The 11,678-nt window shown below is 67.5% G+C and carries 9 protein-coding genes; 8 read left to right on the forward strand and 1 reads right to left on the reverse strand.

Features of this window, described 5'->3' with window-relative positions:
- Positions 1–229 precede the first annotated feature (229 nt).
- The 8 genes from cysD (at position 230) to AUL34_RS14545 (ending at position 10,579) form a co-directional block, all read left to right on the forward strand.
- The gene (gene cysD / locus AUL34_RS14510) at positions 230–1,195 is read left to right on the forward strand and encodes a sulfate adenylyltransferase subunit CysD (RefSeq protein WP_082653395.1); all 966 of its coding nucleotides are present in this window, start codon (positions 230–232) and stop codon (positions 1,193–1,195) included.
- Positions 1,195–3,126 (forward strand): sulfate adenylyltransferase subunit CysN, encoded by a 1,932-nt coding sequence (cysN, locus tag AUL34_RS14515; protein WP_061935026.1) that lies wholly within the window; start codon positions 1,195–1,197, stop codon positions 3,124–3,126. Before cysD ends, cysN begins: the two co-directional genes overlap by 1 nt.
- A gap of 85 nt (positions 3,127–3,211) precedes the next feature.
- Positions 3,212–4,051 carry a sulfotransferase domain-containing protein gene (locus AUL34_RS14520; protein ID WP_061935029.1) on the forward strand — a complete coding sequence of 280 codons (840 nt, stop codon included), beginning with the start codon at positions 3,212–3,214 and terminating at the stop codon, positions 4,049–4,051.
- Between the two features lie 237 nt (positions 4,052–4,288).
- Positions 4,289–6,469 carry a nucleoside-diphosphate sugar epimerase/dehydratase gene (locus AUL34_RS14525; RefSeq protein ID WP_061935031.1) on the forward strand — a complete coding sequence of 727 codons (2,181 nt, stop codon included), beginning with the start codon at positions 4,289–4,291 and terminating at the stop codon, positions 6,467–6,469.
- A 150-nt stretch (positions 6,470–6,619) separates the two neighbouring features.
- Positions 6,620–7,912 (forward strand): polysaccharide biosynthesis/export family protein, encoded by a 1,293-nt coding sequence (locus AUL34_RS14530; protein WP_061935033.1) that lies wholly within the window; start codon positions 6,620–6,622, stop codon positions 7,910–7,912.
- Positions 7,909–8,583, forward strand: a complete 675-nt coding sequence (locus AUL34_RS14535) for a sugar transferase (RefSeq protein ID WP_061935035.1) — start codon at positions 7,909–7,911, stop codon at positions 8,581–8,583. Before AUL34_RS14530 ends, AUL34_RS14535 begins: the two co-directional genes overlap by 4 nt.
- Positions 8,580–9,266: a PIG-L deacetylase family protein gene (locus AUL34_RS14540; RefSeq protein ID WP_061935037.1), complete on the forward strand. Its 687-nt coding sequence runs from the start codon at positions 8,580–8,582 to the stop codon at positions 9,264–9,266. Before AUL34_RS14535 ends, AUL34_RS14540 begins: the two co-directional genes overlap by 4 nt.
- Before the next feature lie 29 nt (positions 9,267–9,295).
- Positions 9,296–10,579: a DegT/DnrJ/EryC1/StrS aminotransferase family protein gene (locus AUL34_RS14545; RefSeq protein ID WP_082653396.1), complete on the forward strand. Its 1,284-nt coding sequence runs from the start codon at positions 9,296–9,298 to the stop codon at positions 10,577–10,579.
- A gap of 244 nt (positions 10,580–10,823) precedes the next feature.
- On the opposite strand, the gene AUL34_RS22340 is transcribed toward AUL34_RS14545, so the two are convergent.
- Positions 10,824–10,982: a hypothetical protein gene (locus tag AUL34_RS22340; protein ID WP_156420938.1), complete on the reverse strand. Its 159-nt coding sequence runs from the start codon at positions 10,980–10,982 to the stop codon at positions 10,824–10,826.
- Between the last annotated feature and the right edge of the window lie 696 nt (positions 10,983–11,678).

Below are 11,678 nucleotides of genomic sequence, written 5' to 3' on the forward strand. Positions count from 1 at the left end.
TGATCGGCAGAACCGCTGGATGGATCACCGGCAGGGACGGCAGGAATGGCGTCCGACGGACGCGCCTTGCCGACATCGCCCATCCCCCCGCAGACCGCAACGATCCTGCCGCGCGGGTGAACTCGCGTGGCTTCGGCATCCCGCCACGTTCCGCCTCGGGCGCATGCGTCCCGGCACCGCGCGCCGGAACGGCTCCCGCCACCGATCTCCCCGTCTGGAAAGGCACCCCATGTCGATTTCCGCCATCGCGCCGGTCGAGCCCCAGCCCCGTCACGCGCGTGCTGCCTCCAGCGGAGCCGCCCTCACGCATCTCCGGCGCCTCGAAGCCGAGGCGATCCACATCTTCCGGGAGGTGGCCGCCGAGTTCCGCAATCCGGTGCTGATGTATTCGATCGGCAAGGATTCGGCCGTGATGCTGCATCTGGCCTGCAAGGCGTTCTTTCCCGCCCCGCCGCCGTTTCCGCTGCTCCACATCGACACGACGTGGAAGTTCGCCGAGATGATCCGGTTTCGCGACGAGACGGCGGCGCGCCTCGGCCTCGATCTCATCGTTCACCGCAACGAGGCAGGGCTGGCGGAGGGGATCAACCCGTTCACGCACGGATCCTCGTTCTACACGCAGGTGATGAAGACCGAGGCGCTGAAGACGGCGCTCACGACCCATCGCTTCGACGCCGCCTTCGGCGGGGCGCGGCGCGACGAGGAGAAGTCCAGAGCCAAGGAGCGCATGTTCTCGTTCCGCTCGGCCAACCACGGCTGGAACCCGAAGGACCAGCGGCCGGAGCTCTGGAACCTCTTCAACACGCGCATCAAGCCGGGCGAATCGATCCGCGTCTTCCCCTTGTCCAACTGGACCGAGCTCGACGTGTGGGAATACATCATGGCGGAAGACATCCCCATCGTGCCCCTCTATTTCGCCGCCCCGCGTCCCGTCGTCGAGCGCGACGGCCAGTGGATCATGGTGGACGACGATCGCCTGCCGCTGCGCGAGGGCGAGGTTCCGCAGATGCGCAGCGTGCGCTTCCGCACGCTCGGCTGCTATCCGCTGACGGCGGCCTGCGACAGCGAGGCCGCGACCCTTTCCGACATCGTGCGCGAGATTTCGGGGGCCCGGACCTCGGAGCGTTCGGGACGCCTCATCGACCACGACGAGGCCGCTTCCATGGAGAAGAAGAAGCAGGAGGGATATTTCTGATGAGCGCCGTCCTCGATACCCCTCTCGCGCAGAGCGAGATCACGTCCGACTTCCCCGGCCTCCTGCCCGGCGCCGAGCGAAAGAGCCTCCTGCGCTTTCTCACCTGCGGCAGCGTCGACGACGGCAAGTCGACGCTGATCGGCCGGCTCCTCTACGACACCAAGCTCCTGACCGAGGACCAACTCGCCGCCCTCGGGCGCGACTCCGGCCGTCGCCGCGGCGCGACGGAGGACGAACTCGACTTCGCCCTCCTCGTCGACGGCCTGGCCGCCGAGCGCGAGCAGGGCATCACGATCGACGTGGCCTATCGCTTCTTCGCCACGGAGGCGCGCAAGTTCATCGTCGCCGACACGCCGGGCCACGAGCAATACACCCGCAACATGGCGACCGGCGCCTCCAATGCGGACCTTGCCGTCCTCCTCGTCGATGCGCGGCACGGCATCCTCACGCAGACGCGCCGCCACTCGTTCATCGTCTCCCTTCTCGGCATCCGGCACGTCGTCCTTGCCGTCAACAAGATCGACCTCGTCGACTACAGCCAGGAGGTCTTCGACACCATCGTCGCGCAGTATCGGGCCTTTTCGGAAAGCTTCGGCTTCCGTTCGTTCCAGGCGATCCCGCTGGCGGCGCGTTTCGGCGACAACATGCTCGCCCGAAGCGAGCGCACGCCCTGGTACGAGGGCCCCTCGCTCGTCGAGCATCTCGAAGCCGTCGACGTCGAGGACACCGATCGCAACGCCCCGTTCCGCATGCCGGTGCAATGGGTCAACCGTCCGCACCTGAACTTTCGCGGCTTCGCCGGCACCATCGCGGCAGGCTCCGTGCGCCCCGGCGACCGCGTGGTGGTGGCAGGATCGGGCGTGACCAGCCGCGTCAAGCAGATCGTCACCTATGACGGGGATCTCGAGGCGGCAGGTGCCGGCGAAGCCGTGACGCTGACCCTCGAGGACGAGATCGACGCTTCGCGCGGCGACGTCATCGCCGCGGCGGTCGCCCGTCCCCAGGTCTCCGACCAGTTCGCGGCGCACCTCATCTGGATGCATGCCGACCCTCTGATCGCCGGCCGGCCCTATCTCGTGAAGATCGGCACGCGGACGCTCACGGCGAGCGTCACCGACCTCAAGCACAAGGTCGACGTCAACACCCTCCAGAAGCTGGCCGCCAAGACGCTGGAACTGAACGAGGTCGGTTTCGTCAACCTCTCGACCCACGAGCCCATCGCCTTCGACCCGTTCTCCAGCGTCAAGGAGACCGGCGCCTTCATCGTCATCGACCGCATGACCAACCTGACGGTCGGCGCGGGGATGATCGAGTTCGGCCTTCGGCGGGCCCAGAACATCCACTGGCAGGCGCTCGACGTCGACAAGTCGTCGCGCGCCTCGCTGAAGGGACAGAGGCCCGCCGTCTTGTGGTTCACCGGGCTCTCGGGCGCGGGCAAGTCGACGATCGCCAACCTCGTCGAGAAGCGGCTCCATTCGCTGGGGATTCACACCTACATCCTGGACGGCGACAACATCCGGCACGGGCTGAACCGGGACCTCGGCTTCACCGAGGCCGACCGGGTCGAGAACATCCGGCGCGTGGCCGAGGCGGCCAAGCTCTTCGCCGATGCGGGGCTGGTGACGCTCGTGTCGTTCATCTCGCCCTTCCGCGCCGAGCGGCGCATGGCGCGCGAGATGCTCGGCGACGGGGAGTTCATCGAGATCTTCGTGGACACGCCCATCGAGGTCGCCGAAAGCCGCGACCCGAAGGGTCTTTACAGGCGTGCCCGCCAGGGACTGATCGAGAACTTCACCGGCATCGACAGTCCCTACGAGCCACCCGAGCGCCCCGACATCCGGATGACGCCCGACATGAGCGCGGCGGAAGCCGCCGAGCACGTGGTGCGGTATCTGACGGACGCCGGCTACCTCAGGACATTCGCGGGCTGAGGCCGCGCCGCGTCGGCCTTCGATCCGGGCGGCTGCTTGGCCGCCCGCAAGCGCAATCCTTCCATCGAGAACCGGATCCTCCTCCATGCAGGCGCAATCCATCGATTTCCTGATCATCGGCGCCGCCAAGAGCGCGACGACCTGGCTGCAGAAGTCGCTGCAGGCCGACCCGTCCGTCGCCATGCCCGATCCCGAGCTCCATTATTTTAGCCGCAACCATCATCGCGGGCTCGAATGGTATCTCGACCAGTTCCCCCCCGGCGCCGACGATCGCCTCGCAGGGGAGAAGTCGAACTCCTATCTGGACAATCCCGTCGCCCCGCCGCGCGTGCATGCCTTGCTGCCGCACGCCAAGCTCATCGTGCAACTGCGCAGCCCCGTGGCGCGCGCCTATTCCGATTATTGCATGCTCTACCGGCGCGGCGAGGTGGATGCCGACATCGACGCGCATCTCGATACGGGCAAGGGCCGGACGAACCGGTTCCTGAACGGCGGCCTCTACCACGAGCAGCTCCAGGCCTATCTCGATCTGTTCCCGGCCGAGCGGATCCTCGTCCTGTTCTACGAGGACATGCTGGCCGCGCCCGACGCCCAGCTGCGCCGCGCGCGCTCCTTCCTTGGACTGCCCGCCGAAGCGCCGGGTCCGATCCTCCAGAAGGTCAAGGACCGCACCGAGCCGATGCTGTCGCCAGGACTCCGCAAGGCCGTCGCTCCGTTCAAGCCGATCCTGAAGCGATTCCGGGGCAACTCCATCTTCGCGGCGGCGCGAAGCCTCGTGGCGCACGAGATCGCCTATCCGGCCCTGTCGTCGCCGCTGCGCCAGCGCCTCGTCGACTTCTACACGACCGACGCCAACCGTTTGGGGAACCTGGTCGGCAGGGATCTGTCGAATTGGGTAGCGGACGACGCCGTGCGCGCCCATTAGACGAAGGACGATGCCGCCGGCGCGCGCATAACGATGACGCGCGCAGCATCGAACACACGGCCTTACCCGTCCGGGCAGTCGCACTTGCAACAAGGATGATGGACGCGGCTTTACGGCTGAATTTCCGGAACGGCACCGCCTCGATACATCGGACACTCGGTCCCGAACGGGTGGAATTCGTTCCAGATGTCCCCTTCACTTGTCGGGTCTCTTGGATCGTCTGTCCGGAGCGCTCAGATGACGATTGAAATCGCGCACGCGCGAACTGCCTCCTCCTCGCTCGGCTTCCACGCCATCCCGCTGAAGGGCGCGGCCATCGTCCGCCACATGCTGAACGGGCCCGCGCCCCTGCCGTGGCCAAACCCGCCCGGAAGGGCTGAGGTCTATGCCTATCTGAGGCAGCGCTTCGTCAATCGGGTGCGGGCCGCCTGGGCCAGCCGCTGGCTCTATGCGACCGATATCGCCATGGCGGGCTGTGCTTTTCTCCTCGCCGCGCTCGTGCGTCTCGACCTCGACGGCTCGGCCTCGGCGGCGGAACGGTTCCGCTTGCTTCTCGGCGTGCTGCCCTGGTTTCTGCTGATCTGCGGCCTGGTGTTCCCGTTCACCTGCCTCTACCGGCGCAACTGGCGCTACGCGTCCGTTCGCGATCTTCTGGGTGTCGTGCGAGCCGTCGTGATCACCTCACTCGGCTTCGTGTTCTGTCTCTTCGTGGTCGGGCAGATGGATGCGATCCCGCGGTCCATCGCGCTGATCCAGACGGCGATCCTCGTGCCGCTGCTCCTGGCCCCGCGCATGCGGTTCAAGTTCGCCGACACGCGGCGCTTGCGCTCGGCCGTCGCCGCTGCCCCGGCGGCGGGAGGCGACAGCGTTCCTGTGCTCCTGATCGGGGCGGGCGACGTCGCCGATCTCTATCTGCAGGCCCTTCAGCGGGAAGAGGGGGCGCGCCACCGGCCGGTCGGCATCCTCGACCGCGTCGCCGGCACGGAAGGGTTTCTCCTGCGCGGGGTTCCGATCCTCGGCAGCCTCGGCGATTTCGAAACCGTGGTGGCCGATCTCACCGCGCGCGGCTGCAAGCCGCGGCACCTGATCTTCACCGAGACGGTGTCCGGCTTCACCGATCCCGACACCAAGGCGCTCATCGACAAGGCCGATCAGCTCGGCATCGCGATCTCGCGGCCCGCGCCCGTCCTGGAGCTGCGCAACCCGAAGTCCGAGAACCGGCTCGACCTGCGGCCGATCGAGTTGACCGATCTCCTCGAACGGCCCCAGGCCGCGCTCGACAAGGAAGCTCTCCGCCGCATGATCGAGGGTTGCCGCGTCGTGGTGACGGGCGCCGGCGGCTCGATCGGCCGGGAGCTGACCCTTCAGGTCGCGGCCCTTCGTCCGGCCGAGATCGTGCTGATCGAGAACAGCGAGTACAATCTCTATGCCGTCGACATGGAGCTGTCGGAGACCTTCCCCGCCGTCCCGCGCACCGCGTATCTGTGCAATGTGCGCGACGCAGGGCGCCTCGGCGAGATCTTCGATCGGCACCGGCCGGAGCTCGTTTTCCATGCGGCGGCGCTGAAGCACGTTCCCATGGTCGAGCTGAACCCTTGCGAGGGGATCCTCACCAATGTCATCGGCACGCGAAACGTCGCGGACGCGGCACGACGGTGCGGCGCACGCGCCTTCGTCCAGATCTCCACCGACAAGGTGGTGAACGCGACGAGCGTCATGGGCGCCACCAAGCGGCTCGCCGAACTCTACTGCCAGGCGCTGGACCTTGCCGGGACGCAGGACGATGCACGCTTCATGACCGTGCGGTTCGGCAACGTGCTCGGCTCGAGCGGGTCGCTGATCCCGCTCTTCGAGCGGCAGCTCGCGCGCGGCGGCCCTCTAACGGTCACCGATCCGGCGATGACGCGCTACTTCATGACCATCCGCGAAGCCGTGGAACTGACCCTCCAGGCCTCGTCGCACGGTCTGGAGAAGGGCCTCGGTCGCGGCGAGATCTTCGTTCTCGACATGGGCGAGCCGATCCGCATCGTCGACATGGCGCGGCGCATGATCAAGCTGGCCGGCTATCGTCCGGACGAGGAGATCAAGATCGAGATCATCGGCTGCCGGCCGGGAGAGAAACTGTTCGAGGAACTGTTCGACACCCACGAGCGGCGGGTCGCATCCCCGGTTCCCGGCGTACTGGGTGCCATTCCCGACGCCGTGCCGCTCGAGGATCTCCAGCAGGCCTTCGCGGGGCTCCAGCACCTGGCGGCGACCGGCGACATGGCCGGGGTCGTCGCCAGCATCGCGGCGGTTCTTCCGAGCTACCAGGGGGCGCCGGGGAACGCGGCCGCCGCGGTTCGGCAAGGCCATGCCCCGGCGACATCGGCGGCCTTCACATCCCTCACGGCCGCCGCGGCCGCGGCCCCGCGATGAGGCGGGCGCGTCCGATCCGCCCCGCGCTATCCGAATGGCTGTGAGGGCTGCGACCTCGGCGTACCCCCTTCATCGAATGGATAACTCCGCGACTCCGCTGAACGGTCCTAGCCTTGGGCCAACCTCCCGTTGAAACGTGCGGAGAAGAGCATGATCGGACGCGCAAAACGCAATGCGCTCTTCCTGGGACAGGTCCTTGCGTTGGCGGGCTGGGCGGTCTTCGGGTCGGGTTCTGGAGCCAATGCAAGAGCGCCTGCGGCCGACGCCTACCAGCTCACCGTGGGCGACGTCGTGTCGTTCGACTTTCTCGACGACACCCTCCCGTCCGAACAACTCACCGTATCCAGCGACGGCCAGGTGAACCTGCCGCTCATCGGTGGCTTCAAGGTCGAGGGGCTGACGGTCTCCGAGGCGCTGGGTGCGATCCGCCGCGCCTTCGTCGAGCGCCGCTTCTTCATCGATCCCCAGATCTCGTTCGCCATCGTCAACTTCCGCCCGATCTACGTTCTGGGCGACGTTCGCTCGCCGGGATCCTACCCCTTCCAGCCGACCATGAACGTCGAGCAGGCCGTGGCGCTCGCCGGCGGCCAATCCACCGGCACCGGCACCAACGAGGATCGCATCGTCATGCAGACCCGCCTGCGCGGCGACATCGACGAATCGTCGGTGGAGATCGCGCGGGCGGCGATCGCGGCCGCGCGCGTCCGCGCCCAGTTGGACGGGCGTCTGGAGATCGCCGCCGACGACATTCCCGAGAAGGCCCGGCCGATCGTCACCGACGCCTTGCGCGCGACGCTCATTCCCACCGAGCAGAAGATCCTCGAAGTCGAGGCGCGCGGCTACAAGACGCGCTTCGGCCAGCTGACGGCGGCGGTGACGGAAGTCAACGGGGCGCTGGAGAACCTTGCCCAGCTTGTCGAGAACAAGAAGGTGGCCATCGCTTCGGCCCGCGAGGACCTCGAGCGAAGCCGCGCCCTCTACAAGCGCGGCATCAAGACGATCACCGAACTGTCCGGCATCGAGCGGGAAACCACCGCACAGGAGTCGCAGCTCCTGGAGATCTACAATCAGATGTCCTCTACCCGCCGGGAACTCGGCGATCTCCAGCGTGACCTGTCCGACACCACCGATACCCGAACCAAGACCGCCCTTTCCGAACTCCAGGGTCATTATGCCGACATCGAGCGCCTGCTCGCGCTGCGCGACGCCACCGAGAAGCAGATCGTCCTCCTGAGCAGCCTCTCCGCCGAGGAAGCCAGCCAGGACTCGACCATCGTCTTCTCCTATCGCGTCCGCAGCAAGGTCGACGGTCGGACCGTCACGCACGACGTCGACATCTTCGACGACATCGCACCCGGCGACACGGTGCTCGTGTCGATCGATCCCGCCTCCCGGGCGCGCGGTGCGACGCTGGCGAGCGCTGCCGTGGGTCGTCTGCCATGATGCTGAACGAGACGCGGCATCGGCGCGAGACGGGGGTGGGCCAGCCCCACCGTTCGACCGGCGCGATCGTCGGTCGATGCCTGGCCGCCCTCATCCTCGTCGCGACATTGCCGTTCTGGCTGCTCGCGGCCGGCATCGTCTACGCGAGCATCGGCCGCCCGCTTCTGTTCCGGCAGACGCGAAGCGGTCTCTCGGCCAAGCCGTTCATGATCTGCAAATTCCGCACGATGCGCGATACGCGCGGCCCCGACGGGATGCTGCTGCCCGATGCCCTGCGGGAAACCCGGGCAACCCGGCTCATGCGGGCCTGGCGGCTGGACGAGCTTCCGCAGCTCCTCGCGGTTCTTCGCGGCGACATGACCCTCGTCGGACCGCGTCCGCTCCTGCCGAGCACGATCGCCGCCTTCGGCGACTGGGGCGTGGAGCGATGCACCGTGCTGCCGGGCTTCACCGGCTGGGCTCAGGTCAACGGCAACACCCATCTCTCCGATTCCGAGAAACTCACGCTGGATCTCTGGTACGTGCGCCACCGCAATCTCCTTCTCGATCTCCGGATCCTTCTGATGACGGGGCTCGTCCTCGTGCGGGGCGAGCGGCGGATGCTCGCGACCATCGCCGCGGCCGCCGCGGAGCTGAACCCCCTCGACGTGTCCGGCAGGACGGCGCCATGACGGAGCGACTGACGTCCTTCGGCCGCGTGCTCGTGGTCGCGCCCCATCCGGACGACGAGGTCCTGGGATGCGGCGGCACGATCGCCCGGCTTGGCGATGAGGGCTGCGAGGTTCATGTCGCGGTCGTCACGCGGGGCAGCCTGCCGGAATACGACGAGGCGACCGTCGCCCGCATCCGCGCCGAGGCCCGCGCCTCGCACGCCCATCTCGGTGTCACGCAGACCCACTGGCTCGATCAGCCGGCGGCAAAGCTCGGCGAAACGCCCCATTCGACCCTGAACGGCGCCCTGCAGGGGATCGTTCGCGAGGTGCGCCCCGACACGCTCTTCATTCCCTTCGTCGGCGACGTCCATCTCGATCACCAGCTGATCTTCCTGTCGTCGCTCGTCGCCGCGCGCCCCCACCAGCACGAGTATCCCCGCCGGATCCTCGCCTACGAGACGGTGTCGGAGACCAACTGGAACGCCCCCTACGTCACGCCCGGCTTCCTGCCGCAGGTGTTCGTCGACATCCAAAACACCCTCGAGCGCAAGCTCGAGGCGATGGCGATGTTCGCCTCCCAGGTCCGTCCCTTTCCGCACGAGCGCTCGATCGACGCCCTGCGCGCGCTCGCGCTCGTTCGTGGCACGCGCATCCACCGAAGCGCGGCCGAGGCCTTCGTGCTCGTGCGCGACGTGCTCTGATGTCTTCCGATGCTCAAGGAGCGATCCCTATGAAACGCTGGCCGATCTATGACGAGGAGCAGATCTCCGACGTGGTCGAGGTTCTGCGGTCCGCGAAGGTCAATGCCTGGACGGGCGATCATGTCGCCCGCTTCGAGGAAGCCTATGCGAACCATCTGGGGCGCCGCCATGCGGTCGCGGTGGCCAACGGAACCGTGGCGCTGGACCTTGCCTTGCGCGTTCTGGGGATCGGGGCGGGCGACGAGGTCATCGTCACGCCGCGCAGCTTCGTGGCATCGGCGGCCTGCGTGCCGTTTGCCGGCGCAACGGCTGTGTTCGCCGACGTCGACCCCGTTTCCGGCAACCTCACCGCCGAGACGATCGCACGCCGGATCACGCCGCGCACCAAGGCCGTCATTCTCGTTCATCTGGCGGGGTGGCCCTGCGACATGGAGCCGATCATGCGGCTCGCGCGGCGCCGCGGCATCAAGGTCATCGAGGACTGCGCCCAGGCGCATGGGGCGCGCTACGACGGGCGACCCGTCGGCTCGTTTGGCGACATTGCGGCCTTCTCGTTCTGCCAGGACAAGATCATCACGACCGGCGGGGAGGGGGGGCTCATCGCGATGGACGACGACGCCCTCTGGCAGGCGGCCTGGAGCCTGAAGGATCACGGGAAGTCCTATACGCTGGCTCATCAGGGCATCGGAACGCCGGGCTTTCGCTGGTTGCACCAGTCGATCGGCACCAACTGGCGGATGATGTCGATCCAGGCGGTTCTGGGTCTGCGGCAGCTGGAACGCCTCGAGGACTGGCGCCTGCAGCGCGAGCGCAACGCGCGGATCTGGATGGACGGGCTGCGGGATCTTTCGCTGGTCTCGATCCCGGAACTGGCGTCGCAGCACACGCACGCCTGGTATCGGCTCTATGCGTATGTGGATCCGTCGCGGCTCGCCGACGGCTGGACGCGCAACACGCTGGTGGCCGCCATCGCCAAAGGGGGCGTGCCCTGTTTCTCCGGCAGCTGTTCGGAGATCTACCTGGAGGAGGCCTTCGCCTCCGCCCATCTCGGCCCCGCCAAGCGGCTGCCCGCGGCCCGGCGCCTCGGCGAGCGAAGCCTGGCATTCCTGGTCGACCCGTCCTGGAGCGCGCAGGAAACGACCGAGGCCGTGGCAGTGGCCCGCGACGTCCTCCTCGGCGCCACCAGGGACGTGGCCTCCGTGCGGCCGGCGGTCGAGCTTCGCGACCTCTCGAAGATCAAGCCCGTCCGCCTGCCCGACGCCGTGGTGGCGCAAGCGGTGCTGCGTCCGCCCCTTCAGGATCGGGCGGGCTGACCGCCGTCGCGGAAGCCGAAACGCGAAACGGGCCGAGTGGAAGCTCGGCCCGTTTCGCGTTCTGCAGGTTGATTTTGTCTCACGATCATCGCCGCGGCAGGGGCGCTTCGCACTTCGCGGTCGCCAGTCAGGATCCGGCATGCAGCGCGGCCAGCCGGCCCCGAAATCGGGAGCGGTATCCTTCAAGGAAATGAGGTGACGCCGGGCCGCCAGCGCGGAAGGCGAACGAGACGACCAGCCTTGCCTAGAGAGCCAGCCAGGCAACCGCGACGCTGAGCCAGATGATGGCCGACAGAGCCAGGCCGACGAACAATCCACGTGCCGGGCGAAGGTCTTCCGGAATGGACGCGCGTTCGATGCGCTTGGTGCTGCCTGTGACAATTGGCGTTGTTTGAGTGATCATGATCGATCCGTTTCTCTGACCGCACATCCCGATATTACAACGGTCATGCGCCGGTTCGCAGCACCGTCTTTAGGCGATGATGGGACGGGGACCCGGACCGGGCCTGTGCAAAGGGTGCACGATACGGGACGCAGGGCCGGGGCGCGCGATGCCGGCGATATCTGCAGCCGTGCTGCATGAGCACGAAGGAAAGCGCGAGCGTTGGTTTCGGCGGGGCACTCCCCGTCGGAACACGGCTGACACCCTGTGGTGCGCGAAACGAGGGCATCGGCGAGAGGAGGGTCCTCGACGGGATCGCGTGATGTCGCTCGAACCCGTCGATCGGCGGAGCCTTCACCGGACGATGCGCAGACACTGCGCCGCTCCGGCAGGCCGTTCGATCGGGCCGGGGGCGAACGCCCGCATCTCTGCCGGCGTTCGGACACGCAAAGGCAGGACCGACGACGACGGATCGTCGGCGGTCCTGTCATGGGTTGCATAGCGTGTTGGAGAGTCCGCCCGTCCCAGCGCAATCGACATGGCGGGACCGAGGAGGCCCGATCGCTCATGGCGGCGTTCGGGCCGTCCCCTAGATTGTCGGATCAGTTGCCCTTTCCGCCGGCATCGCCGCCCTTCTCGCCGCCTCCCTGGTCGCCGCCACCTTTGCCGCCGCCGTCACCACCGCCATGGTTGCCGCCGCCGTCACCACCGCCATGG

Source organism: Aureimonas sp. AU22, from assembly GCF_001463745.1.
Lineage (GTDB): Bacteria > Pseudomonadota > Alphaproteobacteria > Rhizobiales > Rhizobiaceae > Aureimonas.

Coding starts and splice junctions, on each gene's coding strand:
- cysD (WP_082653395.1), top strand. CDS start 230: ATGTCGATTTCCGCCATCGCGCCGGTCGAGCCCCAGCCCCGTCACGCG.
- cysN (WP_061935026.1), top strand. CDS start 1,195: ATGAGCGCCGTCCTCGATACCCCTCTCGCGCAGAGCGAGATCACGTCC.
- AUL34_RS14520 (WP_061935029.1), top strand. CDS start 3,212: ATGCAGGCGCAATCCATCGATTTCCTGATCATCGGCGCCGCCAAGAGC.
- AUL34_RS14525 (WP_061935031.1), top strand. CDS start 4,289: ATGACGATTGAAATCGCGCACGCGCGAACTGCCTCCTCCTCGCTCGGC.
- AUL34_RS14530 (WP_061935033.1), top strand. CDS start 6,620: ATGATCGGACGCGCAAAACGCAATGCGCTCTTCCTGGGACAGGTCCTT.
- AUL34_RS14535 (WP_061935035.1), top strand. CDS start 7,909: ATGATGCTGAACGAGACGCGGCATCGGCGCGAGACGGGGGTGGGCCAG.
- AUL34_RS14540 (WP_061935037.1), top strand. CDS start 8,580: ATGACGGAGCGACTGACGTCCTTCGGCCGCGTGCTCGTGGTCGCGCCC.
- AUL34_RS14545 (WP_082653396.1), top strand. CDS start 9,296: ATGAAACGCTGGCCGATCTATGACGAGGAGCAGATCTCCGACGTGGTC.
- AUL34_RS22340 (WP_156420938.1), bottom strand. CDS start 10,982: ATGATCACTCAAACAACGCCAATTGTCACAGGCAGCACCAAGCGCATC.